The sequence below is a fragment of the Streptomyces sp. NPDC030991 genome (genome assembly GCF_055571235.1).
The window spans coordinates 26,107-49,780 of record NZ_JBVIFR010000006.1 but is presented as its reverse complement, the minus strand read 5'-3'; the positions used below and the strand labels follow the sequence as shown (position 1 = coordinate 49,780).

At 72.3% G+C, this 23,674-nt stretch carries 23 protein-coding genes; 12 read left to right on the top strand and 11 right to left on the bottom strand.

Features of this window, described 5'->3' with window-relative positions:
* Window positions 1-48 precede the first annotated feature (48 nt).
* A complete protein-coding gene (locus tag ACZ45E_RS13450) occupies window positions 49-1,317 on the bottom strand; it encodes a L,D-transpeptidase (RefSeq protein ID WP_468220168.1) in 1,269 nt (422 codons plus the stop codon).
* Between the two features lie 195 nt (window positions 1,318-1,512).
* Window positions 1,513-1,884 carry a hypothetical protein gene (locus ACZ45E_RS13445; protein WP_468220166.1) on the bottom strand — a complete coding sequence of 124 codons (372 nt, stop codon included), beginning with the start codon at window positions 1,882-1,884 and terminating at the stop codon, window positions 1,513-1,515.
* A 109-nt stretch (window positions 1,885-1,993) separates the two neighbouring features.
* On the opposite strand from ACZ45E_RS13445, the gene ACZ45E_RS13440 reads away from it, so the two are divergent.
* Window positions 1,994-2,296, top strand: coding sequence for a hypothetical protein (locus ACZ45E_RS13440; RefSeq protein ID WP_468220163.1), 303 nt, complete (start codon window positions 1,994-1,996; stop codon window positions 2,294-2,296).
* A 52-nt stretch (window positions 2,297-2,348) separates the two neighbouring features.
* On the opposite strand, the gene hutH is transcribed toward ACZ45E_RS13440, so the two are convergent.
* The 5 genes from hutH to ACZ45E_RS13415 all read right to left on the bottom strand — a co-directional run bounded on the left by hutH (window position 2,349) and on the right by ACZ45E_RS13415 (window position 8,450).
* Window positions 2,349-3,899, bottom strand: a complete 1,551-nt coding sequence (gene hutH, locus ACZ45E_RS13435; RefSeq protein WP_468220758.1) for a histidine ammonia-lyase — start codon at window positions 3,897-3,899, stop codon at window positions 2,349-2,351.
* A gap of 141 nt (window positions 3,900-4,040) precedes the next feature.
* On the bottom strand, window positions 4,041-5,198 hold the full coding sequence (locus ACZ45E_RS13430; protein ID WP_468220161.1) for a GGDEF domain-containing protein: 1,158 nt from the start codon (window positions 5,196-5,198) through the stop codon (window positions 4,041-4,043).
* Window positions 5,199-5,277: 79 nt separating this feature from the next.
* Window positions 5,278-6,084 (bottom strand): enoyl-CoA hydratase/isomerase family protein, encoded by an 807-nt coding sequence (locus ACZ45E_RS13425; RefSeq protein ID WP_468220159.1) that lies wholly within the window; start codon window positions 6,082-6,084, stop codon window positions 5,278-5,280.
* A 42-nt stretch (window positions 6,085-6,126) separates the two neighbouring features.
* Window positions 6,127-7,254, bottom strand: coding sequence for an adenylate/guanylate cyclase domain-containing protein (locus tag ACZ45E_RS13420; RefSeq protein WP_468220158.1), 1,128 nt, complete (start codon window positions 7,252-7,254; stop codon window positions 6,127-6,129).
* 323 nt (window positions 7,255-7,577) lie between these two features.
* Entirely contained in the window at window positions 7,578-8,450 is an 873-nt protein-coding gene (locus ACZ45E_RS13415; protein ID WP_468220156.1) for a biotin--[acetyl-CoA-carboxylase] ligase, read from the bottom strand.
* 166 nt (window positions 8,451-8,616) lie between these two features.
* Here ACZ45E_RS13415 and ACZ45E_RS13410 point away from each other — a divergent pair, with 166 nt between their 5' ends.
* From ACZ45E_RS13410 to ACZ45E_RS13395, 4 genes are all read left to right on the top strand, one after another.
* Window positions 8,617-10,203, top strand: coding sequence for an acyl-CoA carboxylase subunit beta (locus ACZ45E_RS13410; RefSeq protein ID WP_468220153.1), 1,587 nt, complete (start codon window positions 8,617-8,619; stop codon window positions 10,201-10,203).
* Window positions 10,204-10,229: 26 nt separating this feature from the next.
* Window positions 10,230-10,439, top strand: coding sequence for an acyl-CoA carboxylase epsilon subunit (locus ACZ45E_RS13405; RefSeq protein ID WP_468220151.1), 210 nt, complete (start codon window positions 10,230-10,232; stop codon window positions 10,437-10,439).
* Between the two features lie 73 nt (window positions 10,440-10,512).
* Entirely contained in the window at window positions 10,513-10,647 is a 135-nt protein-coding gene (gene mmpB, locus ACZ45E_RS13400) for a morphogenic membrane protein MmpB (RefSeq protein ID WP_468220149.1), read from the top strand.
* 43 nt (window positions 10,648-10,690) lie between these two features.
* Window positions 10,691-11,302: a nucleoside triphosphate pyrophosphatase gene (locus ACZ45E_RS13395; protein WP_468220146.1), complete on the top strand. Its 612-nt coding sequence runs from the start codon at window positions 10,691-10,693 to the stop codon at window positions 11,300-11,302.
* Here the strand turns inward: ACZ45E_RS13395 and ACZ45E_RS13390 are convergent.
* Window positions 11,274-11,759 carry a hypothetical protein gene (locus tag ACZ45E_RS13390; RefSeq protein ID WP_468220145.1) on the bottom strand — a complete coding sequence of 162 codons (486 nt, stop codon included), beginning with the start codon at window positions 11,757-11,759 and terminating at the stop codon, window positions 11,274-11,276. The genes ACZ45E_RS13395 and ACZ45E_RS13390 overlap by 29 nt on opposite strands.
* A 352-nt stretch (window positions 11,760-12,111) precedes the next feature.
* Between ACZ45E_RS13390 and ACZ45E_RS13385 the strand changes: the two genes are divergently transcribed.
* A complete protein-coding gene (locus ACZ45E_RS13385) occupies window positions 12,112-13,884 on the top strand; it encodes an acetyl/propionyl/methylcrotonyl-CoA carboxylase subunit alpha (RefSeq protein WP_468220144.1) in 1,773 nt (590 codons plus the stop codon).
* A gap of 138 nt (window positions 13,885-14,022) precedes the next feature.
* Complete coding sequence (locus ACZ45E_RS13380) at window positions 14,023-14,604, top strand: TetR/AcrR family transcriptional regulator (protein ID WP_468220141.1); 582 nt, start codon at window positions 14,023-14,025, stop codon at window positions 14,602-14,604.
* A gap of 95 nt (window positions 14,605-14,699) precedes the next feature.
* On the opposite strand, the gene ACZ45E_RS13375 is transcribed toward ACZ45E_RS13380, so the two are convergent.
* Together ACZ45E_RS13375 and ACZ45E_RS13370 are read right to left on the bottom strand one after the other, a co-directional pair.
* Entirely contained in the window at window positions 14,700-15,659 is a 960-nt protein-coding gene (locus ACZ45E_RS13375) for a DeoR/GlpR family DNA-binding transcription regulator (protein WP_468220139.1), read from the bottom strand.
* A 187-nt stretch (window positions 15,660-15,846) separates the two neighbouring features.
* Window positions 15,847-17,295 carry an NAD(P)H-quinone dehydrogenase gene (locus ACZ45E_RS13370; RefSeq protein ID WP_468220137.1) on the bottom strand — a complete coding sequence of 483 codons (1,449 nt, stop codon included), beginning with the start codon at window positions 17,293-17,295 and terminating at the stop codon, window positions 15,847-15,849.
* Window positions 17,296-17,399: 104 nt separating this feature from the next.
* Between ACZ45E_RS13370 and ACZ45E_RS13365 the strand changes: the two genes are divergently transcribed.
* The 4 genes from ACZ45E_RS13365 (at window position 17,400) to ACZ45E_RS13350 (ending at window position 21,847) form a co-directional block, all read left to right on the top strand.
* Window positions 17,400-17,837 carry a gamma-glutamylcyclotransferase family protein gene (locus ACZ45E_RS13365; RefSeq protein WP_468220135.1) on the top strand — a complete coding sequence of 146 codons (438 nt, stop codon included), beginning with the start codon at window positions 17,400-17,402 and terminating at the stop codon, window positions 17,835-17,837.
* A gap of 109 nt (window positions 17,838-17,946) precedes the next feature.
* Window positions 17,947-18,783 carry a purine-nucleoside phosphorylase gene (locus ACZ45E_RS13360; RefSeq protein ID WP_468220133.1) on the top strand — a complete coding sequence of 279 codons (837 nt, stop codon included), beginning with the start codon at window positions 17,947-17,949 and terminating at the stop codon, window positions 18,781-18,783.
* 55 nt (window positions 18,784-18,838) lie between these two features.
* On the top strand, window positions 18,839-20,503 hold the full coding sequence (locus ACZ45E_RS13355) for a phospho-sugar mutase (RefSeq protein ID WP_468220131.1): 1,665 nt from the start codon (window positions 18,839-18,841) through the stop codon (window positions 20,501-20,503).
* A gap of 147 nt (window positions 20,504-20,650) precedes the next feature.
* Entirely contained in the window at window positions 20,651-21,847 is a 1,197-nt protein-coding gene (locus tag ACZ45E_RS13350) for a hypothetical protein (RefSeq protein WP_468220129.1), read from the top strand.
* 9 nt (window positions 21,848-21,856) lie between these two features.
* On the opposite strand, the gene ACZ45E_RS13345 is transcribed toward ACZ45E_RS13350, so the two are convergent.
* Complete coding sequence (locus ACZ45E_RS13345) at window positions 21,857-22,474, bottom strand: PH domain-containing protein (RefSeq protein ID WP_468220126.1); 618 nt, start codon at window positions 22,472-22,474, stop codon at window positions 21,857-21,859.
* Between the two features lie 237 nt (window positions 22,475-22,711).
* Between ACZ45E_RS13345 and deoC the strand changes: the two genes are divergently transcribed.
* Window positions 22,712-23,674 carry a deoxyribose-phosphate aldolase gene (gene deoC / locus ACZ45E_RS13340; RefSeq protein WP_468220756.1) on the top strand — a complete coding sequence of 321 codons (963 nt, stop codon included), beginning with the start codon at window positions 22,712-22,714 and terminating at the stop codon, window positions 23,672-23,674.

Below are 23,674 nucleotides of genomic sequence, written 5' to 3'. Positions count from 1 at the left end.
CGCGGTGCGCACCGGGGGTCGTGGAGCCAGGCGGGGATCAGACAGGGATCAGGCGGCCGAGCCGGCCTTCCAGTCGGCCCAGCTCAGGTTCCAGCCGTTGAGACCGTTGTCCGGGGCGACGGTCTTGTCACCGGTGTTCTTCACGATGACGACGTCACCGATCATGGAGTGGTCGTAGAACCAGGCGCCGGGCGTGCTGGAGTCGTTGGCGCCCTTGGCGTCGGAGAGGCCGACGCAGCCGTGGCTGGTGTTGGCCGAGCCGAAGATCGACTTGGCGCCCCAGTAGTTGCCGTGGATGAACGTGCCGGAGTTCGACAGACGCATCGCGTGCGGCACGTCCTTGATGTCGTACTCGCCCTTGCCGTCGTCGTCGGTGAAACCGACCGACGCCCCGTTCATCCGGGTCTCCTTGAACTTCTCGGAGATCACCATCTGACCCTGGTACGTCTTGTTCTCGGGCGAACCGGCGGAGATCGGGATGGTCTTGACCGTCTTCCCGTTCTGGGTGATGGTCATCATCTTGGTCTTCGCGTCGACCGTGGAGACCTGGTTGCGCCCGACCTTGAAGGTGACGGTCTTCTGCTGGACACCGGTCACGCCGTCGGCCCCCTCGACCCCGTCGAGGTCGAGCTTCAGGGTGACGGTGGAGCCGCCCTGCCAGTAGTCCTCGGGGCGGAAGTCGAGCCGGTTGGCGTTGAACCAGTGGCCGACGACCTCCTGGCCGCTGCTCGACGAGACGGAGATGTGGGACTGCACGTCCGACTTGTTCGTGATCGCCTTGTCGAAGTTGATCGACACCGGCATGCCGACGCCGACGGTCGAGCCGTCCTCCGGCGTGAAGTTGCCGATGAAGCTGTTGGTCGGCGAGACCGTGGTGAACGACGCGTTCTCGTGCGCGGTGCGGTTCTCCGCGTCGTTCGCCGTCGCGGAGATCTTGTACGTGGTCGCCCGGTCGAGCTGGTTCGTCGGCTTCCAGCTCTTCTTGTCCGCGGATATCTGGCCCGCGACCGCCGTGCCGTCCGCGGTCTCCATGGTGACCTCGGTGAGCGTGCCCTTGCTCACGGTGACCTTCGCCGCGTTGTTGATGCTCGCGTTGTCGGAGCCGTCCTTCGGGGCGATCTCGATCTCGGCCTGGGAGGTCTTCTTCGCCGCCGCCTCGTCCGCCTGGGCCTGCGACTCCTTCTTGCCACTCGACGAGCCGGCCGAACCACCGTCGCCCCCGCCGCACGCAGAGAGCATCAACACACTGCCGAGCACAGCGGACGCGGCCATCAGGCCCTTGCGCCGCTTACCGTCCGTCATCACACGCTTCTCCATAGTCGCCGAATTCCGACTTCCCCGGCTACCCCGACAGCCCCGAGTCCGGTCACGGGGAACACAGGGGTTCCCCTTCACCTTGGGACAACGCCGAGAGTGCCCTGTGCCGTTCCCGAAAACACCCCGATGTGGGGGACGCCACGTGCAAACCCCGGGTGGCGCTCGCCACCCGGGGCTCCCACCACCATTCAGCCGCTACCGGCGCCCCACGCCGTCCCCGTCGTCATCACCGTCCTCGCCGTCCTCGCCGTTCTCGTCCTCCTCGTCGTCCAGGTCCCAGTCCGGCGAATCGGGGTCGTAGTCGACCTGTTCGCTGGACCACGACGCCTGGACGAGTTCGGCGCCCGGCACGTCGCCGACCAGGTCGAACGGGTCCACGAGGTAGGCGACGGCCTCCGCCTCGTCGTCCTGGACAGCGCTCTCGGCGTGCGTACGCTCCTCCGCGGGCATCGCCTCGTCCTCGGCGACCCGCTGGAGGGCGGCCCCGGTCAGCGCCTCCCCGTCGGCGATCTCCAGGACCAATTCCACCTTCAGGCGAACAAAACGTGACGTCTCATCAGTACTCATACGCCGGAGCGTACGACCCGCTCCACCCGTGACTTTCCCGTGACCCGCCCCTTTCACTAACATCGGCCCACACGGCCAATTCGCCAGCGCCACAAGGGGGATCGCTTCCGTGTCCGCCGCACGTCGATCGTTGTTCACCGCCACCGCCGCCGGGACCCTCCTGGCCGCCCTGTGGTTCGTCCCGAATGCCACAGCCAACCCGGAGCACGCCCCCGAGCACGCCACCAGCACCGACCCGAGCAGAACCGCCACCGCGGTCGACACCCGGTCCGAGCAGCAGCTCCGGCTGGCCGACACCGGCACGTTCGACACGACGCCGTACGTGGTCGGCGGCTCGGCCTTCCTCGGCCTCGGCGTCGGGTTCGTGGCGTACTCGGTCCGCCGGGGCCGTTCCCTGGAGGCGCCCATCTGACGCCCCCCCGGGCCACGGCCCCGTTCGGTCCGCCGAACGGGGCCCGCCTGCCTTACGCGAGCGGCCCCGTCACCGCCTCGACGGCCGCCACCAGCGCGCCGCCGCGCACGAACGCGTCCGCCGCGGCGAGATCCGGCGCCAGGAACCGGTCGGGGCCCGGCCCCTCGACCCCGGCCTTGCGTACGGCCTCGATGACCGCCCGCGACGCGGGCGCCGGGGTGAGGCCCTCCCGCAGCTCGATGGCGCGCGTGGCCGCGTACAGCTCCACGGCGACGATCCGCGTGAGGTTGTCGACGGCCGTGCGCAGCTTCCGCGCGGCCGACCAGCCCATCGAGACGTGGTCCTCCTGCATCGCCGACGACGGGATGGAGTCCGCGGAGGCCGGCACCGCGAGCCGCTTCATCTCGCTGACCAGCGCCGCCTGCGTGTACTGGGCGATCATCAGGCCCGAGTCGACCCCGGGGTCGTCGGCGAGGAACGGGGGCAGGCCGTGCGAGCGGTTCTTGTCGAGCAGCCGGTCCGTGCGCCGCTCCGCGATCGACCCCAGGTCGGCCGCGGCGATCGCCAGGAAGTCGAGGACGTAGGCCACCGGGGCGCCGTGGAAGTTGCCGTTGGACTCGACGCGCCCGCCCCCGGCGCCGTCGGACAGCACCACCGGGTTGTCGACGGCCGCCGCCAGCTCCCGCTCGGCCACCAGGCGGGCGTGCGCCAGGGTGTCCCGGCCGGCCCCCGCGACCTGCGGGGCGCACCGCACGGAGTACGCGTCCTGCACCCGCGGCGCGTCGTCCTGGTGATGCCCCGTCAGGCCCGAACCGGCCAGCACGGCGAGCATGTTGGCGGCGCTCGCGGCCTGGCCGGGGTGCGGCCGGACGGCGTGCAGCTCGGGCGCGAGGACCTTGTCCGTGCCGAGCAGCGCCTCCAGGGTCAGGGCCGCGGTCACGTCGGCGGCCTTGTAGAGGTTGTCGAGGTCGTCGAGGGCCATGAAGAGCATGCCGAGCATGCCGTCCGTGCCGTTGAGGAGGGCGAGCCCCTCCTTCTCGCGCAGCTCGACCGGTGCGATGCCGTGCGCGGCGAGCAGTTCACCGGCGGGCCGCACGACCCCGTCGGGGCCTTCCGCGTCGCCCTCGCCGAGCAGGGTCAGCGCGCAGTGGCTGAGGGGCGCGAGGTCGCCTGAGCAGCCGAGCGACCCGTACTCGTGCACGACCGGGGTGATCCCGGCGTTCAGCACGTCGGCCATGGTCTGCGCGACCTCGGGCCGTACGCCGGTATGGCCCGAGCAGACGGTCTTCAGGCGCAGGAACATCAGCGCCCGCACCACCTCGCGCTCCACGCGCGGGCCCATCCCGGCCGCGTGCGAGCGCACGATGTTGCGCTGCAGCTGGGCGCGGAGCTCGGGGCCGATGTGCCGGGTGGCGAGCGCGCCGAAGCCGGTGGAGACGCCGTAGACGGGATCGGGTTTCGCGGCCAGCGCCTCCACGATCTCGCGCGCCGCGGCCAGCGCGTCGACGGCTTCCTCGGAGAGTTCGATCCGGGCGCCGCCGCGCGCCACGGCGACCACGTCGGCCGCGGTGACCCCGGCCGCCCCCACCACCACAGTGTGCATATCCATATTCAGGAACGTACACAGTGAATCCGAAGTTGTCACGACCGAGCCCGTCGAGAGCCCCTTACCTGGATCCGAGAGCCCCTTGCCCGGCGAGCCCCTCACCTCGCGCGTGGTCTCCCGCCTCACGGACCCTTCGCCTCACGGCGGGAGCTCCGGCTCCCTGCCGCGGATCCGGCGCCGCTCCTCCCCCGCGACCGGCGGCGGCGAGTCGGCGAGCCGCACGACGGGGTCGTCGGGCCCGCCGTCCCGCCCGGCCACCACGGGCTTCGCGGCGCGCAGCGCCTTCGCCCGGTACTGCGCCGCGTCCGCGAGCCGGAACAGCCGCCGGGCGCTGGTCACCTCCCCGATCGGGTCACCGGTCGAGGCGATGCCGCACGCCACCCCGTCCCCGATCTCCATCTCCGCGGCACGGGAGCAGACCTCCTCCCCCACACGGACGACCTCGTCGGCGGCGGGGCCCACGGCCAGCAGGCAGAACTCGTCCCCGCCGAGCCGCGCGGAGAGGGCGCCCGGCAGCATCGCCCCGCAGAGCGAGAGCACCGAGCCGAACCGCTCCAGGAGCCGGTCACCGACGGCGTGCCCGAGGGTGTCGTTGACCCGCTTGAGCCCGTTCAGATCGCAGACGACGAGACTGACGACGACGCCCTCCCTGGCATGCAGGTCCACCGCCTGGTCGAGCCGTATGTCGACGAGGCGCCGGTTGGCGAGGCCGGTCAGGGCGTCGGTGAAGGCGAGCCGCCGCGCCTCCTCCAGGCGTTCGGTCTGCGCGATCCCGGCCGCGACCACGGAGGCAAGGACGGTCGCGAAGTCGGCGTCCCCCGGCCCGAAGACCGGGGCCCCGGCCTGGCGCGCCACATACAGCTCGCCCCAGGCCCGGCCGTGCAGCACGATCGGCGCGACGACACAGCAGCCGCGCCCGCGCCGGCGCAGCGCCGCGACCCGCTGGTGGCAGTACCCGGCCCGCTCGACCGGGCCGTCCGCCGTCTCGACCCAGGCGTCCGGCTCGCCGCCGCCCGCCCACCGTTCGTGCAGGAACTCGGCGATCTCCGGGAACCGGTGCACCGGGTACGCCTCGCTCTCAGGGAACTCCTCCTCCCCCTCCGCCCGCTCCCCGACGTTGGCCAGGACCCGGAGCCGCCCGCGCTCGCGCTCCCACACCGACAGGGCGGCGAAACTCCCGGACAGCGCGTGACAGGCGCCGAGGGCCGCCGCCCGCCAGGACTCGCGCGGACTCTGCGCAGCGGCCATGCCCTGCGCGAGCATCACGACGGCGCGCAGTCGGACATCGTCACCCATTAGTCCAGGTTAGGGACTTTTCCGGCATCACGGTGAGTTCAGTACGCCCGTCCCGGGGGCCACGGCGCCCACCGGTCCGTCATTCGCCGGGCCACCGCGGTGCGCGCTTCTCGTTGAACGCGGCGACGCCCTCGGCCCGGTCCCCCGAGAACGCCACCGACCGCCAGGCCGCGTCCTCCACCTCGAGACCGGCCCGCAGATCGAGCCCGTGGCCGAGCCGCAGGGCGCGCTTGGCGGCCCGCAGCCCGACCGGTGAGTTCGCGGCGATCCGCGCGGCGAGCGCCAGCGCCTCCGCGCGGTCCTGCCCGGCCGCCACCACCTGGTCCACGAGCCCGAGCGCGCCCGCCTCCGCGGCCTCCACGCGGCGCGCGGAGAAGATCAGCTCGGCGGCCCGGGCGGCCCCGACCCGGCGCGGCAGCAGCTGCGTACCGCCGCCGCCGGGGATCACTCCGACCGACACCTCGGGCAGGCCCACCACCGCGCTCTCGTCGGCCACGATCAGGTCGCAGGCCAGCGCCAGCTCGAAGCCGCCGCCGAGCGCGAACCCGTGCACGGCGGCGATCGTCGGCACGGGCAGGTCGAGCACGCCCGTGTACGCGGCCCTGGCCACCGGCCGCTGGCGCACCAGCTCGGCGTCGGAGAAGGAGTTGCGCTCCTTCAGATCGGCGCCGACACAGAAGGCCCGCTCACTGCTGGACGTCACGACGACGACCCGCACGTCGCGGTCGCCGCCCAGCGCCTCGCACGCGGCGCCGATCGAGCGCGCCATGTCGCTGGAGACGGCGTTCATGGCCTTGGGCCGGTCGAGCACCAACTCGGCGACCGTGCCGCCCTCGTGGCGCCGTACGGCCACGAACTCCCCGAACCGCTGCTGCTCATCACCCATGACACGCGCCCTTCGGTTAACTGACGTTAACCGTGCAGGGTGTCAGGTGCGCCGGGTCAGCGTCCAGGGCTCCACGACACCGAGCCCGCGCACGGGCCGCTGCCACATCGGCTGGAGCGCGAACCGGTACGTCGGCGGCTCCTCGCCCTGCTCCTCGGCCTTCTCGGCGGCGGCCGCTGCCTCGGCCTCGGACGCGGGCGCCTCCGCGGTGCGGATCAGCTCCTCGGCGAAGGCGCCGTCCACCAGGACGTTGTCCCGGGGCGCTATCGACGTGAGGCGGCTGGCCAGGTTCACGGTCGTGCCGAACACATCGCCCATCCGCGTCGCGACCGTGCCGAAGGCCATGCCGACGCGCAGCTCCGGCATCGTCTCGTCGTTGCTCATCGTCTCGATGAGCCGCAGCGCGATCTCGCCCGCGGTGCCCGCGTCGTCCGCGGCGAAGAGCACCTCGTCGCCGAGCGTCTTGATGAGCCGTCCGCCGTGCGCGGCCACCAGATCGGCGGCGGTGGTCTCGAAGGCCTCGACGAGTTCGCCGAGCTCCTCCTCCTCCATGCGCCGGGTCAGCCGCGTGAACCCGACCAGGTCCGCGAACCCGACCGCGAGCCGCCGGTCCACCATCTCCTCGTCGTCACCGGCCTGCACCACGCGCCCCGTGGCCGCGGCCAGCTGCCGCCGCCACACATAGACGAGGAACTCCTCCAGCTCGGGCAGGAGCAGCTCTATCAGCGGATACGTGACCTCGGTGCGGGTCATGCCGGGCTCCGGGGGCTCGGTCAGGCCCTCCAGGAACGAGTCGATCTGCCACTCGGCGAGCCGCGCGGTGGTCTGCCCCGTCGAACGGGCGACCTGCACGGCCATCGCCTCGCTGAGCAGCCCCGCCTCCACGAGACCGGCCAGCCGCCGGAGCGCCAGCACGTCGGCCTCGGTCAGCGCCCTGGCCTGCCCGATGTCCGCGAAGCCCATGGCCCGCCAGAACCGGGAGGCCAGCTCCATGGAGACGCCCGCGCTGCGGGCCGCCTGGAACGGGGTGTAGCGGCGCTCGGCCCCGAGAATCAGCTGTTCGAGCCGGAGCGCGAGGGGGTCCGCCGCGTCCTGCTCGTCCCCTTCCCCCTCCGGCTTCTCGGGGTCGGGTGGGGTGCCCGTGCCGGAGCCCGAGTCGTCGACGGTCACGCCTGCTGCCCTTCCGATCTGCCACGGCCAGGTATCGACCGGGCTCAACTCTACGGCAGGCACCTGTGCGCCATGTCACTCCACCCGTACCGGGTGTGGCGGCACCGCGGCGGACCATCACCCCGGCCCGGGGGTGCCTCTTGGGGCGTCGCCGGGTGCGGGGCCGGTGGGGGCTGGTCGCGCAGTTCCATGCGCCTCATGGGGCTGCGGCGAAGCCGCATGCTCCAGGGGCGCGGGGAACTGCGCGAGAAGCCCCACCGGCCCGCACCCGACGGAGAAAAACGGCCCCGCACAAGAAGACCCCGCCCCGCCCCGAACCCAGGTCACGCGGGACGCAGATGCACGATGTCACCGGCCCCGACAGCCTCCCGTCCACCCGAGGCCCCGGCGATCACCAGCCGCCCGTCCCCGTCCACGGCGACCGCCTCCCCCACCAGCTCCCGCTCCCCCGGCAGGATCGCCCGCACCGAGCGCCCCAGCGTGGCGCAGCCCGCCGCGTACGTCTCCTGGAGCCGGGACAGCGCCGGGTCCCCCTCGGCCGCGCACCACTCCAGGTACCACCGCTCGAAGGACCGCAGCACGGCCCGGAGCACCGGCTCCCGGTCCTGGACCTTCGCCCCGGCCAGCGCCAGCGACCCCGCGCCGGGCACCGGCAACTCGTCCGCCCGAAGCGACACGTTGAGGCCGACGCCGATGACGACGCCGCCCCCGCCGGCGGCCTCCGCGAGGATGCCGCCCGCCTTGCGCTCCTCGCCGTCGACGGTGACGAGCAGGTCGTTGGGCCACTTCAGCGCCGTGTCGACGCCGGCGGCGGAGGACAGGGCGGTGGCGACGGCGACGCCGGTGAGCAGCGGCAGCCAGCCCCAGCGCGCCACCGGCACCTCGTGCTCGCCGGGCTCGACGAGGACGGAGAAGAACAGGCCCGAGCGCGGCGGCGCCGACCAGCGCCGGTCCAGGCGCCCGCGCCCCGCGCTCTGCTCCTCGGCGACGAGCACGGCGCCCTCCCGCGCGGCGCCGGACGCGGCCCGCTCCACCAGGTCCGTGTTGGTCGACCCCGTACGGGGCACCACCTCCACGGACGACCAGAGCCCGTCGCCCCGGACGAGGGAGCGGCGCAGCCCGGCCGCTCCCAGGGGCGGCCTGTCCAGGTCGGACCAGCGGTTGTCGTGCGCGTCTGAACCATCTCGCGGCGTCATGCAACCCAGCCTAGGTGTGGCAAACACCGCACTGCCGAACGGTATTCACGCCACTACGCTACGAGTCAGTAGCCCCACTTGCTTTCCCGCTACACCCATCCCCGTACACCTGTCCCCGTACCCGTCCCCGTGAGCAGCGCCGAGCCAGGCAGGGAGCCGCATCCCGATGTCCGAGTTGGAAGAGACACCCGACATCCACACGACCGCAGGCAAGATCGAGGATCTGCGGCGCCGGATCGACGAGGCGACGCACGCGGGTTCGGCGCGCGCCGTGGAGAAGCAGCACGCCAAGGGCAAGCTGACGGCGCGTGAACGGATCGGTCTCCTGCTCGACGAGGACTCGTTCGTCGAGCTGGACGAGTTCGCGCGGCACCGCTCGACCGACTTCGGCCTGGACGCCAACAAGCCGTACGGCGACGGTGTGGTGACCGGTTACGGCACGGTGGACGGGCGCCCGGTCGCGGTCTTCTCGCAGGACTTCACCGTCTTCGGCGGCGCGCTCGGCGAGGTCTTCGGGCAGAAGATCATGAAGGTGATGGACTTCGCCCTCAAGACGGGCTGCCCGGTCATCGGCATCAACGACTCGGGCGGCGCCCGCATCCAGGAGGGCGTCATGGCCCTCGGGATGTACGGGGAGATCTTCCGCCGCAACACGCACGCCTCCGGTGTCATCCCGCAGATCTCGCTCGTCGTCGGCCCGTGCGCGGGCGGCGCGGTCTACTCCCCGGCGATCACCGACTTCACGGTGATGGTCGACCAGACCAGCCACATGTTCATCACCGGGCCCGACGTCATCAAGACGGTCACCGGCGAGGACGTCGGCTTCGAGGACCTGGGCGGCGCCCGTACCCACAACGCGCGGTCCGGTGTCGCGCACCACATGGCGGGCGACGAGAAGGACGCGATCGAGTACGTCAAGTCGCTGCTGTCCTACCTGCCGTCGAACAACCTGAGCGAGCCGCCCGCCTTCCCCGAGGAGGCGGACCTGGCGCTCACGGACGAGGACCGCGAGCTCGACACCCTCGTGCCGGACAGCGCGAACCAGCCGTACGACATGCACACGGTGGTCGAACACGTCCTGGACGACGCCGAGTTCTTCGAGACGCAGTCGCTGTTCGCGCCGAACATCCTGACCGGGTTCGGCCGGGTCGAGGGCCACCCGGTGGGCATCGTCGCCAACCAGCCGATGCAGTTCGCCGGCTGCCTCGACATCGACGCGAGCGAGAAGGCCGCCCGCTTCGTGCGCACCTGCGACGCGTTCAACGTGCCCGTCCTCACCTTCGTCGACGTGCCCGGCTTCCTGCCCGGCGTCGAGCAGGAACACGAGGGCATCATCCGGCGCGGCGCCAAGCTGATCTACGCGTACGCCGAGGCGACGGTGCCGCTGATCACGATCATCACGCGCAAGGCGTTCGGCGGCGCGTACGACGTCATGGGCTCCAAGCACCTGGGCGCCGACCTGAACCTGGCCTGGCCCACCGCGCAGATCGCCGTCATGGGCGCGCAGGGCGCGGTGAACATCCTGCACAGGAAGACGCTGGCCGCCGCGGATGACGTGGAGGCGACGCGGGCGCGGCTGATCCAGGAGTACGAGGACGCGCTGCTCAACCCCTACACGGCGGCCGAGCGCGGTTACGTCGACGCCGTGGTGATGCCGTCCGAGACCCGTGCCCACATCGTCAGGGGCCTGCGTCAGCTGCGTACGAAGCGCGAGTCGCTGCCGCCGAAGAAGCACGGCAACATCCCCCTGTAGGCCCGACCCCGCGAGGAGCCCGGCTCATGATGATCAAGGTCGTACGGGGAAATCCGACCCCCGAGGAGCTGGCCGCCGCACTGGCGGTGGTGCAGGCCCGCGCCGCGGCCGCGACCGACGACGCCCCGGCCGCCGCGGCGCGGCGGGACGCCTGGGCCGATCCGGCCCGCGTCGCCCGGCGCCGCCTGCCGGCCCCGGGCCCGGGGAGCTGGTCCCGCACCTACTGGCCCGGGTGACCGGTCCACGCGCGCGAGGCGTTTGAGTACCCGTACTCAGGCGCATCGCGCGCGTGCGCCGCAGTATCGAAGGGTGCTGTGGTCGGATCCCGAGAACGAGCCGCCGAAGGAGCTGCGCGAAACGCAGGAGATGCTGCGCCGCGCGGGTGTCGTGGTGGCTCTCGCCATGTTCGTGGCCATGGTGATGGTGGGGCTCGGCGTTCTGTAGGAAGGCGTTCTGAGCGGCCGTCCGGTTCGCCTACGCTGGCCGTATGACAGCCGCGCGTCGCCTCATCCTCGCCTCCCAGTCCCCCGCCCGCCTGGGTCTGCTGCGGCAGGCCGGTTTCGCGCCGGAGGTGATCGTCAGCGGGGTCGACGAGGACGCCGTGACGGCTCCCACCCCGGCCGAGCTCGCGCTCGCCCTCGCGGAGGCCAAGGCGTCCGTGGTGGCCGCGCTGCCCGAGGCGGCGGGCGCCCTGGTGATCGGCTGCGACTCGGTGCTCGACCTGGACGGCGAGGCGCTCGGCAAGCCGGCCGACGCCGAGGAGGCCACGGCCCGCTGGAAGGCGATGCGCGGCCGTGCGGGCACCTTGCAGACCGGCCACTGCGTGTACGACACGGCATCCGGCCGGTACACCTCAGGCACCGCCTCCACCGTGGTCCGGTTCGGCGAGCCGAGCGACGCGGAGATCGCCGCGTACGTGGCGACCGGCGAACCCCTCTACGTGGCGGGCGCCTTCACGCTCGACGGCCGCTCGGCCCCGTTCATCGACGGCATCGACGGCGACCACGGCAACGTGATCGGTCTTTCGCTGCCGCTGCTGCGCCGCCTCCTCGCCGAACTGGGGACCGGCGTCACGGAGTTGTGGGCTCCGGCGAGCTAGCGGGCGGGAGCGGCGGGCTCACGGCGCCGTTGCCCTCGCCCGCCGCGCCGGCGTGGTCCCTGCGGTCGTACGCCACCAGCGTCAGCACGATCAGCGCCAGTACGGCCATCATCATCGCGAAGGCGGGCCAGCCCACGAGGCCGACGGAGAACGCGCCGAGCAGGCCGTGCACGACGGCCGCGCTGATCAGCAGGATCCGCCCGAAGGTGCCCGGCGACCGGTCGGTGGCGGCGGCGCGGGCCAGCATGAACGCGCACAGCACCAGGTAGATCCCGAAGATCCCGCCCGCGATCCAGGTGCCCACGGACATCGCCCGCGGGTCGAGCCCGGCGAGCGACATGTCCTGCCGGTCGACGACGAGCCCCAGGACCCAGTTCACCCACACGATCCCGAGCGCCTCCGCGAGCAACACGATCGCGGCCACCCACGCCACCGGTCTGCGTGCCACCGGTCCCACCCACTTTCGCGTACGACTGCCCGTTACCCCGAGTACGTTCGAGACATCGCGAACGCTACTAACGGGTAAACCTCCGGACAAGGGGTCAGGCCCGGGCAAAGAATCATTGGGCCATTCGTAGGGACTCCACAAAGAAAGACCATCGGCCGGGGTGCGGTCGCACAGAGACCTTGACCACATCCCCCGGCTAGGGTTGCCCCGAGGGATCCCGCACAGCCAGGCCGGACATGGGATTTCGCGGGCTGAGCGCGCCTCGGGTCACACTCCGTGTGGGCAAGCTCACCATCGGGGACGGGTCGTAACCGCGTGTCGGCAGTCCCTAAACTCGGCTTGTTTCAAGGAGGGAGCCATCGTGCGCAAGGTGCTCATCGCCAACCGTGGCGAAATCGCTGTCCGCGTGGCCCGGGCTTGCCGGGACGCAGGTATCGCGAGCGTTGCCGTATATGCCGAGCCGGACCGGGACGCATCGCATGTCCGCGCGGCCGACGAGGCCTTCGCGCTGGGTGGTGACACCCCGGCCACCAGCTATCTGGACATCGCCAAGGTGCTCCAGGCGGCCAAGGACTCGGGGGCGGACGCCATCCACCCCGGCTACGGATTCCTGTCGGAGAACGCGGAGTTCGCCCAGGCCGTGCTGGACGCGGACCTGATCTGGATCGGCCCGCCGCCGCAGGCCATCCGGGACCTCGGCGACAAGGTCGCCGCCCGGCACATCGCGCAGCGCGCCGGCGCCCCGCTGGTCGCCGGTACGCCGGACCCGGTCTCGGGCGCGGACGAGGTCGTGGACTTCGCCCGGGAGCACGGCCTGCCCATCGCGATCAAGGCCGCCTTCGGTGGCGGCGGTCGCGGCCTGAAGGTCGCCCGCACGCTGGAGGAGGTCCCGGAGCTGTACGACTCGGCGGTCCGCGAGGCCGTCGCGGCGTTCGGCCGCGGCGAGTGCTTCGTCGAGCGCTACCTGGACAAGCCGCGCCACGTCGAGACGCAGTGCCTGGCCGACACCCACGGCAACGTGGTGGTGGTCTCCACCCGTGACTGCTCGCTCCAGCGCCGCCACCAGAAGCTCGTCGAGGAGGCCCCCGCGCCCTTCCTGAGCGACGCTCAGGTCGAGCAGCTGTACACCGCCTCCAAGGCGATCCTGAAGGAAGCCGGCTACGTCGGCGCGGGCACCGTGGAGTTCCTCGTCGGCGCCGACGGCACGATCTCCTTCCTGGAGGTCAACACCCGGCTCCAGGTCGAGCACCCGGTCACCGAAGAGGTCGCCGGCATCGACCTGGTCCGCGAGATGTTCCGCATCGCCGACGGCGAGGAACTCGGCTACGGCGACCCGCAGTTGCGGGGTCACTCGTTCGAGTTCCGGATCAACGGCGAGGACCCGGGCCGTGGGTTCCTGCCCGCGCCCGGCACCGTGACGACCTTCGACGCGCCGTCAGGACCCGGTGTCCGCCTGGACGCGGGCGTCGAGGCGGGCTCGGTCATCGGCCCGGCCTGGGACTCGCTGCTCGCCAAGCTGATCGTCACCGGCCGCACCCGCAAGGAGGCCCTGCAGCGGTCCGCCCGCGCGCTGGCCGAGTTCCAGGTCGAGGGCATGGCCACGGCCATCCCGTTCCACCGCAAGGTCGTCACCGACCCGGCGTTCGCGCCGGAACTCACGGGCTCCGACGAGCCGTTCACCATCTTCACGCGGTGGATCGAGACCGAGTTCGTCAACGACATCCCGCCGTTCCAGCCGGGTGGCGCGGACGCCGAGGAGGAGGACGGCGACCGCGAGACGATCGTCGTCGAGGTCGGCGGCAAGCGCCTGGAGGTCTCCCTCCCCTCGTCGCTGGGCATGTCGCTGGCGCGTACGGGCCTCGCGGCGGGCGCCAAGCCGAAGCGCAGGGCCGCCAAGAAGTCCGGCCCGGCCGCTTCCGGCGACACCCTCGCCTCGCCCATGCAGGGCACCATCGTCAAGGTCGCCGTCGAGGAGGGCCAGGAGGTCCAGGAAGGTGACCTCGTCGTCGTCCTGGAGGCGATGAAGATGGAGCAGCCGCTGAACGCGCACAAGGCCGGCACCATCAAGGGGCTCTCCGCCGAGATCGGCGCGTCCCTCACCTCCGGTGCCGCGATCTGCGAGATCAAGGACTGACGCACCAGCGAGCCCGCACGAAGCGCCCGTCGGACCGGCCCCGGTCCACGGGCGCTTCGGCGTTCCGCACGGGGCCGTGCGGGGCCCGCCGGGCCATCAGGCATCCTTGGAAGCCCCGCGCACGCCCAGGGAGGCCCGATGACGTCCGGCACCGAGTACGAGCGCGCCCGCCCCATGCGCGCGGACGCGCGCCGCAACTACGAGCGGCTGCTCACCCAGGCCCGCAAGGCGTTCGCCGAGCACGGCACGGGGGCGTCCCTGGAGGATGTGGCCCGGGGCGCGGGGGTCGGCATCGGCACGCTGTACCGGCACTTCCCGAACCGGTACGCACTGGTGAGCGCCGTCTTCGAGGAGGCGGTGAACGATCTGCTGGCCCGCTCACGGGCGCTCCTGGACGCCCCGCAGCCCTGCTCGGCACTGGTGACGTGGCTGCGCGAGATCATCACGCACGCGAGTGAGTACCGGGGGCTCTCCCGGGCGCTCATGTCGGCGTCCCAGGACGACAGTTCGGCGCTGGCGCGGTGCAGTTCGCCGATGCGGGACGCGGGGCAGGCCCTGCTGACCCGGGCTCAGCGGGCCGGGGCGGTGCGGCAGGACGTGTCGATCTCGGATCTGCTGCAACTGACCAACGCGATTGCGCTGGCCGCCGAGGAGACCCCCTCCGACCCGGACTTGGCCGACCGCCTCTTGAGACTGACCCTGCGAGGCATCACAGCGTAGGCCCGTCGCCGCGTGCGGCACCCTCGTGGCTGGGCGCGCAGTTCCCCGCGCCCCTGGCCGCGTCCGGAGAACGGTGTCGTACCAGCGGCCGCGTATCAGCGACGGCGAAGGTCCGCCACCCTGGCGCTACGCTCCGGAGCCGCTTCCAACCCGGCCGCGCTCCGCAGCGGATGGCCTCCGCCAGGGACCTGCTGGCGGCGCTGGCCCGGCAGGGGGACATCCCGGCGCGATGGCCGCGCCGGGACGGGATCACCACCCCCGGCCGACGCCGGGCCCGCCCCGGCGACAGCGATCTGCACGCCCTGGTCGGCGAGCGCCTGGAGCTCCGTGGCGGCCCGGTCGTCGTGCGCGGGCGGCTCGTCGGTCACCAGCCGCGTGATCACGTCCGTCGGCACCGTCTGGAACATCGTGTCGGTACCGAGCTTGGAGTGGTCGGCGAGCACGACGACCTCCGCCGCGGCCTGCACGAGGGCCCGGTCCACCGACGCCGAGAGCATGTTGGACGTGGAGAGTCCGCGCTCGGCCGTCAGACCGCTGCCGCTCAGGAAGGCCCGGGACACTCTCAGCCCCTGCAGGGACTGCTCGGCCCCGCTGCCCACCAGTGCGTAGTTGGAACCCCGCAGCGTGCCACCGGTCATGACGACCTCGACGCGGTTGGCATGTGCCAGCGCCTGGGCCACCAGGAGGGAGTTGGTGACGACGGTCAGCCCCGGCACACGCGCGAGCCGGCGGGCCAGCTCCTGCGTGGTCGTCCCCGCGCCCACCACGATGGCTTCGCCTTCTTCGACGAGGCCCGCGGCGAGATCGGCGATGGCCGTCTTCTCTGCGGTCGCGAGATGTGATTTCTGCGGAAAGCCGGACTCCCGCGTGAATCCGCCCGGCAATACCGCACCGCCGTGTCGGCGGTCGAGGAGTCCTTCTGCCTCCAGTGCGCGCACGTCCCGCCGCACGGTCACTTCAGAGGTCTGGACGACGCGGGCGAGCTCCCGGAGCGATACCGCTCCATTGGCCCGCACCATTTCGAGGATCAATTGACGACGTTCTGCAGCGAACACGAAACTGACAGTAACCCCAACGACCGTCTGCTTTCAGCAGTTTGCGCCGAATTACAGATTCTGTTCGCACGGCTACCCTGGGAGTGGTATAGGCACGACAAGGGTGCCTATCCGCCCCGCCTATGCCATCCGCATGGGCCGCAACTCACCGTGACCTGCGGCCGGTTGATCCCCGCCGAGGGCGGTCTCAACCCTCTTCGGCGACCTTGCGCGTGTGCAGCTGACGCGCCACTTCGGCGATCGAGCCCGAAAGAGACGGGTACACGGTGAACGCGTTCGCGATCTGTTCGACGGTCAGATTGTTGTCGACCGCGATCGAGATGGGATGGATCAGTTCCGAGGCGCGCGGCGCCACGACGACCCCGCCCACCACGATCCCCGTCCCCGGACGGCAGAAGATCTTGACGAAGCCGTCCCGGATGCCCTGCATCTTCGCGCGCGGGTTGCGCAGCAGCGGCAGCTTCACGGCGCGGGCGTCGATCTTGCCCGCATCGACGTCGGCCTGCGAGTAGCCGACCGTCGCGATCTCCGGGTCGGTGAAGACGTTCGAGGAGACCGTCTTGAGGTTCAGCGGCGTCACCGCGTCGCCGAGGAAGTGGTACATGGCGATGCGGCCCTGCATGGCGGCGACCGACGCGAGGGCGAAGATGCCGGTCACGTCCCCGGCCGCGTACACACCGGGAGCGGTCGTGCGCGAGACCTTGTCGGTCCAGATGTGGCCCGACTCCTTCAGCTTGACCCCGGCGTCCTCCAGGCCCATGCCGCTGCTGTTCGGGATGGCGCCGACCGCCATCAGACAGTGCGTGCCGGAGATGGTCCGGCCGTCGGCCAGGGTGACCTCGACGCGGTCGCCGACGCGCTTGGCGGAGGCGGCGCGGGAGCGCGCCATCACGTTCATGCCGCGGCGCCGGAACACGTCCTCCAGGACGGCGGCGGCGTCCGGGTCCTCGCCCGGCAGCACGCGGTCGCGGGAGGAGACGAGCGTGACGCGGGAGCCGAGCGCCTGGTAGGCGCCGGCGAACTCGGCGCCGGTGACACCGGAACCGACCACGATGAGCTCCTCGGGAAGCTCCTCCAGGTCGTAGACCTGCGTCCAGTTGAGGATGCGCTCCCCGTCCGGCTGCGCGTCGGGCACCTCGCGCGGGTGGCCGCCGGTGGCGATGAGCACGGCGTCGGCGGTGAGGGTCTCCTCGGTGCCGTCGGCGGCCGTCACGATCACCTTGCGGGAGCCGTCCAGGTCCTGCTGGCCGTCGAGGCGGCCACGGCCGCGCAGCACGCGCGCGCCCGCACGCGTGACAGAAGCGGTGATGTCGTGGGACTGGGCCAGCGCGAGCCGCTTGACGCGCCGGTTGACCTTGCCGAGGTCGACGCCGACGACGCGGGCCGGGCTGTCCGGGTCCGGGGTGTCGTCCTCGACGATGATCCCCAGCTCCTCGTACGAGGAGTCGAAGGTCGTCATCACCTCGGCCGTGGCGATCAGGGTCTTCGACGGCACGCAGTCGGTCAGCACCGACGCACCGCCCAGACCGTCGCAGTCGACGACGGTCACCTCCGCGCCGAGCGAGGCGGCCACCAGGGCCGCTTCGTATCCGCCAGGTCCGCCACCGATGATCACGATCCGAGTCACGTACCCCATTGTCCCGCACCGCCATGGGGGACGCCCGGCCGGGGGGTGCACCGCCGGGGCCCGGCGGGCACTTCGCTCCGAGCACAGGGGACAACTGCCGTACCCTCGGACCCATGTCGCTCTACGCCGCGTACGCCGGCAATCTCGACCCGCGGCTCATGACGCGCCGCGCCCCCCACTCGCCGCTGCGCGCCACCGGGTGGCTCCAGGGCTGGCGGCTGACGTTCGGGGGCGAACACATGGGCTGGGAGGGCGCGCTGGCCACGATCGTGGAGGCGCCCCGCTCACAGGTCTTCGTCGCGCTGTACGACATCGCCCCGATGGACGAGGAGTCCATGGACCGCTGGGAGGGTGTCGGGCTCGACATCTACCGCCGGATGCGCGTGCGCGTGGACACCCTGGAGGGCAAGGAGCCCGCCTGGCTGTACGTGCTCAACGGATACGAGGGCGGCCTCCCCTCCGCCCGCTACCTGGGCGAGATCGCGGACGCGGCGGAGTCGGCGGGCGCCCCGCACGACTACGTGATGGAGATGCGCAAGCGGCCCTGTTAGGGCCTTCCCGGCCCGGGCCGGTTTTCGTCGGAAACGACAAGACAACGATCGCAATACCGTGAGGCCCGGCATCTACGCGCGTAGGACTTGAGCGGCTACCCTCAAGCGCGTGAACGCATCTGTTACTCCGGACAACCTCCAGGGCGCCGGCCCGGTGGACCCCATGGTCGCCGCCGACGCCGCCGCCTCGCGCCTGCGCGAGCTCACCGGCGCCGAGACCCACGACGTCGCCCTCGTGATGGGCTCGGGCTGGGCGCCGGCCGCCGAGGCGCTGGGCGCGCCCGCCGCCGAGTTCCCCTTCACCGCGCTGCCCGGGTTCACCGGCGCCGCCGTGGCGGGTCACGGTGGCAAGGTCCGCTCGTACCGGATCGGCGAGAAGCGCGCCCTGGTCTACCTGGGCCGCACCCACTTCTACGAGGGCCACGGGGTCGCGTCCGTCGCGCACGGCGTGCGCACCGCCGCCGCCGCGGGCTGCAAGACCATCGTGCTGACCAACGGTTGCGGCGGCCTGCGCCAGGGCATGCGCCCCGGCCAGCCGGTCCTCATCTCCGACCACCTCAATCTGACGGCCACGTCACCGATCGTCGGCGCCAACTTCGTGGATCTGACCGACCTGTACTCGCCGCGGCTGCGCGCGCTGTGCCAGGAGATCGACCCGACGCTGGAAGAGGGCGTCTACGCCCAGTTCCCCGGCCCGCACTACGAGACCCCGGCCGAGGTCCGGATGGCCGGCATCCTCGGCGCCGACCTCGTCGGCATGTCCACCGTCCTGGAGGCCATCGCGGCCCGTGAGGCGGGTGTCGAGGTGCTCGGTATCTCCCTGGTCACCAACCTGGCCGCGGGTCTGTCCGGCGAGCCGCTCAACCACGCGGAGGTCCTCCAGGCGGGCCGCGACTCCGCCGCCCGCATGGGCGAGCTGCTGACCAAGGTCCTCGCCAAGATCTGAGCCCCGTCCGCGCACGTCCCACCCCCGTACGTCTGACGTCTGAAGGAAGCGAACCGTGACCGTACAAGGCAGCGAACTGCTCGAACGGGCGAAGACCTGGCTGGCGGAGGACCCCGACCGGGAGACCCGCGAGGAGCTGGCGAAGCTCATCGACAGCGGCGACCTGGGGGCGCTCGGCGAGCGGTTCGCCGGGACGCTGCAGTTCGGCACGGCGGGCCTGCGCGGCGAGCTGGGCGCGGGCCCGATGCGGATGAACCGCGCGGTGGTCATCCGCGCGGCCGCGGGCCTCGCCGCGTATCTGAAGGCCAAGGGGCAGACCGACGGCGTGGTCGTCGTCGGGTACGACGCCCGCCACAAGTCGGCGGACTTCGCGCGCGACACGGCGGCGGTCATGACGGGCGCGGGTCTGCGGGCCGCGGTGCTGCCGCGCCCACTGCCCACCCCCGTGCTCGCCTTCGCCATACGGCACTTGGGCGCGGTCGCGGGCGTGGAGGTCACGGCCTCCCACAACCCGCCGCGGGACAACGGCTACAAGGTCTACCTCGGCGACGGTTCGCAGATCGTGCCGCCGGCCGACGCGGAGATCGCCGCCGAGATCGACGCGGTGGCGTCGCTGCACGACGTCCCGCGCCCGGAGTCCGGCTGGCAGACGCTCGGCGACGAGGTCCTCCAGGCGTACCTGGAGCGCACGGACGCCGTCCTCGCCGCCGGGTCGGCGCGCACCGCCCGCACGGTCTACACGGCGATGCACGGCGTCGGCAAGGAGACCCTGCTGGCCGCCTTCGCGCGCGCGGGCTTCCCCGAGCCGGTGCTCGTGCCCGAGCAGGCCGAGCCCGACCCGGACTTCCCGACGGTGGCGTTCCCGAATCCGGAGGAGCCGGGCGCGATGGACCTCTCCTTCGCGACGGCCCGCTCCCTGCCCGAGGCCCCCGACCTGGTCATCGCCAACGACCCGGACGCGGACCGCTGCGCCGTCGCCGTGCCCGACGCCGCCGCCGGGGGCGGCTGGCGGATGCTGCGCGGCGACGAGGTGGGCGCGCTGCTCGCGGCGCACCTCGTGCGGCGCGGTGTGCGCGGCGACGCCCGCGTCTTCGCCGAGTCGATCGTCTCGTCGTCGCTGCTCGGCCGGATCGCCGAGGCGGCCTCCCTGCCGTACGAGGAGACGCTGACGGGCTTCAAGTGGATCGCCCGCGTCGAGGGGCTGCGCTACGGCTACGAGGAGGCGCTCGGCTACTGCGTCGACCCCGAGGGCGTGCGCGACAAGGACGGCATCACGGCCGCGCTGCTCGTGACCGAGCTGGCGAGCGAGCTCAAGGAGCAGGGCCGTACGCTCCTGGACGCGCTGGACGACCTGGCCCTGGCCCACGGTCTGCACGCCACGGACCAGCTGAGCGTGCGCGTCGAGGACGTCTCGGTCATCGCGGCCGCCATGCGGCGCCTGCGCGAGCAGCCGCCGTCGGCGCTGGCCGGGCTCGCGGTGACCCGGGCCGAGGACCTCGCCGCCGGTGCGGGCGGGCTGCCGCCCACGGACGGGCTGCGCTACACGCTGGACGGCGCGCGGGTCATCGTCCGCCCGTCCGGCACGGAGCCCAAGCTGAAGTGCTACCTGGAGGTCGTGGTGCCGGTGGCCGACCGGGCGGCGCTGCCCGCGGCCCGGGCGACCGCCGCCGACCTGCTCGCCGCGGTCAAGCGGGACCTCTCGGCGGCTGCGGGCATCTGACCCCCCGCAGGCCGGTGACCGGGCCCGTCGGGGGCACTCGAACGAGTGATACCTGCGGTTCAGTTGACGGTACCCGGGGCGACAGCGGCCGGGGGTGACGGGAACGTTGCCCCCGCAGACCGCCCCCGTCCCGCTGGAGCCGCCGACGTGACCCCGACCGCCGCAACCGAGGCCGCCCTCCTCCTCGAGGCACGCTCCGCCCGCCCGGCCCCGGGATCCGCGACGGATCTGCGCGACCGGGCCGGCCGTGCCCTGCGGCGGGCGGCACCGGCCCTGATCGCGTACGCGGCCGTCCGCACCTTCGTGCTGCTCGTCTTCGGTGTCTGGGCCCACAAGGAGGGGCACGGCATCTGGCCCGCGCTCGCCGCGGACTGGGACTCCCAGTGGTACCTGGGCATCGCCGACCACGGCTACGCACACCGGCTCGGCACCAAGTACGACGCCAACAACCTCGCCTTCTTCCCGCTCTACCCGTACCTGGTGAAGGCGCTGGCCGTCGTGACACCCGGCTCGCGGGCGACCGTGGGGCTGGCCCTGGCGGTCGTCTGCTCCTTCCCCGCCGCGTGGGGGATCTTCGCCGTCGGTGACCGGCTGCACGGGCGCCGGGTGGGCGTCCTGCTCACCCTCCTGTGGGCGTGCTACCCGGTCGGCATCGTCCAGTGGATGGGCTACACCGAGTCGCTGTTCACCGCGTTCGTGGCGTGGTCGCTGTACGCGGTGCTGACCGGCCGCTGGGTGTGGGCGGGGGCCCTGGCGGCCCTCTCCGGGCTCACCCGGCCGACCGGTGTCGCCCTCGCCGCGGCCGTCGGCGTGTGCGGCCTGCTGGCACTGCGCCGGCGCTTCTCGTGGCGGACCCTGGCGGGCGTACTGCTCGCCCCGCTGGGCTGGCTCGGGTACGTGGGCTGGGTCGGGCTGCGCCTCGGGCGCTGGGACGGTTACTTCGCCGTACAGCGGCTGTGGCACAACGAGCTCGACGGCGGCCTCGTCACCCTGCGCCGCTTCCGCGATCTCCTCGCCTACGACTCGACGCCCGAGCTCTTCCTGGTGATGGTGACGGTGACACTCCTCGCGTCCGTCGTCCTCTACGCGTTCTCGCTCTGGGACCGCCAGCCGCTGCCCCTGCTGATCCTCACCGGGGTGCTGCTCGTGATCGTGCTCGGCAGCGGCGGCGTCTACTTCTCCCGGGCCCGCTTCCTGGCGCCCGGCTTCCCGCTGCTGCTCCCGGTGGCCCTGGCGCTGGCACGGGCGTCCCGGCGGTTCCTGGCGCTCGGGGTGGCGGGGGCGGTGCTGGGCGCGGCGTACTGCGGCGGGTACATGCTCCTGGTCTGGCCCAGCGCGCCGTGAGGCGGCGGCTCAGCCGAGCGCGACGAGGATGACGAGCAGCACGGCTCCGGCCACGGCCGGGGCGATGATCTCGTAGGCCCAGCGGACCGAAGGCTCGCCCTGCGACGTGGCCGCCTGCGCGCGGGACTGCCACAGCTCGCGCAGCTCGTCCATGGACTTGTCGGCGGCGGCGCGGCGCTCGGTGGCCGGGGCCGGCTCCACGGCCTGCTGCGCGCCGCGACCGGCCGTCCGGGGCCGCGCGGGGCGGTGCTGGGCCTTGCGGCGGGCGCGCAGCGAGACGGGGATCGACCAGAGCTGGTACTTGGTCCCCGCCTCGTCGAACACCTCGTTGGAGTAGCCGGAGCGGAAGTTCGCGACGGTGGCCCAGGGCAGAGTGACGCAGCGGAACGGGTTGCGCACGCGCAGCCGGTCCTCGTTGCCGAAGACGGCGGGGCGGATCGTGAAGGCGACGACGAGGGGCACGGCGAACAGCAGCCCGGCGAGCGCCAGCCACGGCGTGCGGCCCTCCCCGCCGAACACGGCGTCGGCACCGAGCCAGACGCCGAGGGCGAGCAGCACGACGCCGCCCGCGATGGCGGCGGGCGACCGGTAGATACGGTCCGGGTTGGTGACGGGGCGGCTGCTCATACCCTGATTCTGCCTGACGCCCCAAAAACCTCCCCCGCCCCTTCCCCTTACAAGCCCCGCCGGCCCCTGGCACCCCTTCCAAGCCCCTCCGGCGATTGAGGAGCGGGGTCCGGGGCAGAGCCCCGGGGCCCAGCCCCGTCGCCGGGCGACACCTCCGAGGGGGCCGTGCCCGGACCCAGGACCGACCCCGCGCACCTATACATCCGCTACGCGCGTAGATATGCTCCCCTCGTGACCATGCCCACTGCACCCGCACCCGCCGGAGAACACGCGTTGTCCGACGCTGTCGCTTCCGAGGCCACTCTGCGCCGATTCCTCCAGGGACTGCCTGGTGTCGACGCGGTGGGCCTGGAGGGCCGCGCCGCCGCGCTCGGGACCCGTTCCATCAAGACCACGGCGAAGGCGTACGCCATCGACCTGGCCATCTCGATGATCGATCTGACGACCCTGGAAGGCGCCGACACCCCGGGCAAGGTCCGGGCGCTCGGCGCCAAGGCCGTCAACCCCGACCCGACCGACAGGACCGCCCCGCGCACCGCCGCGGTCTGCGTCTACCCGGACCGCGTGGCCGTCGCCAAGGAGGCCGTCGCGGGCACGGACGTCAAGGTCGCGTCGGTCGCCACCGCCTTCCCGGCCGGCCGCGCCGCCCTCGACGTCAAGCTCGGCGACGTCCGCGAGGCCGTCGCCGCGGGCGCCGACGAGATCGACATGGTCATCGACCGCGGCGCCTTCCTCGCGGGCAAGTACATGAAGGTCTACGAGGAGATCCTCGCCGTGAAGGAGGCCGCGGGGGCGGCCCGGCTGAAGGTCATCTTCGAGACCGGCGAGCTGTCGACGTACGACAACATCCGGCGCGCGAGCTGGATCGGCATGCTGGCCGGCGCCGACTTCATCAAGACCTCGACCGGCAAGGTGGGGGTCAACGCCACCCCCGCCAACACGCTGCTGATGCTGGAGGCGGTGCGCGACTTCCGCGAGGCCACCGGCGTCCAGATCGGCGTGAAGCCCGCCGGCGGCATCCGCACCTCCAAGGACGCCGTCAAGTTCCTCGTGATCGTGAACGAGACCGTGGGCGAGGACTGGCTCGACAACCACTGGTTCCGGTTCGGCGCCTCCAGCCTGCTGAGCGATCTGCTGATGCAGCGCCAGAAGCTGGCGACAGGCCGCTACTCCGGTCCCGACTACGTGACGGTGGACTGA

Excerpts from the sequence above, each read along its gene's own strand:
- ACZ45E_RS13450 (WP_468220168.1), bottom strand. The coding sequence starts at position 1,317 with ATGGAGAAGCGTGTGATGACGGACGGTAAGCGGCGCAAGGGCCTGATG.
- ACZ45E_RS13445 (WP_468220166.1), bottom strand. The coding sequence starts at position 1,884 with ATGAGTACTGATGAGACGTCACGTTTTGTTCGCCTGAAGGTGGAATTG.
- hutH (WP_468220758.1), bottom strand. The coding sequence starts at position 3,899 with ATGCACACTGTGGTGGTGGGGGCGGCCGGGGTCACCGCGGCCGACGTG.
- ACZ45E_RS13430 (WP_468220161.1), bottom strand. The coding sequence starts at position 5,198 with ATGGGTGACGATGTCCGACTGCGCGCCGTCGTGATGCTCGCGCAGGGC.
- ACZ45E_RS13425 (WP_468220159.1), bottom strand. The coding sequence starts at position 6,084 with ATGGGTGATGAGCAGCAGCGGTTCGGGGAGTTCGTGGCCGTACGGCGC.
- ACZ45E_RS13415 (WP_468220156.1), bottom strand. The coding sequence starts at position 8,450 with ATGACGCCGCGAGATGGTTCAGACGCGCACGACAACCGCTGGTCCGAC.
- ACZ45E_RS13410 (WP_468220153.1), top strand. The coding sequence starts at position 8,617 with ATGTCCGAGTTGGAAGAGACACCCGACATCCACACGACCGCAGGCAAG.
- ACZ45E_RS13405 (WP_468220151.1), top strand. The coding sequence starts at position 10,230 with ATGATGATCAAGGTCGTACGGGGAAATCCGACCCCCGAGGAGCTGGCC.
- ACZ45E_RS13395 (WP_468220146.1), top strand. The coding sequence starts at position 10,691 with ATGACAGCCGCGCGTCGCCTCATCCTCGCCTCCCAGTCCCCCGCCCGC.
- ACZ45E_RS13380 (WP_468220141.1), top strand. The coding sequence starts at position 14,023 with ATGACGTCCGGCACCGAGTACGAGCGCGCCCGCCCCATGCGCGCGGAC.
- ACZ45E_RS13370 (WP_468220137.1), bottom strand. The coding sequence starts at position 17,295 with ATGGGGTACGTGACTCGGATCGTGATCATCGGTGGCGGACCTGGCGGA.
- ACZ45E_RS13365 (WP_468220135.1), top strand. The coding sequence starts at position 17,400 with ATGTCGCTCTACGCCGCGTACGCCGGCAATCTCGACCCGCGGCTCATG.
- ACZ45E_RS13345 (WP_468220126.1), bottom strand. The coding sequence starts at position 22,474 with ATGAGCAGCCGCCCCGTCACCAACCCGGACCGTATCTACCGGTCGCCC.
- deoC (WP_468220756.1), top strand. The coding sequence starts at position 22,712 with ATGCCCACTGCACCCGCACCCGCCGGAGAACACGCGTTGTCCGACGCT.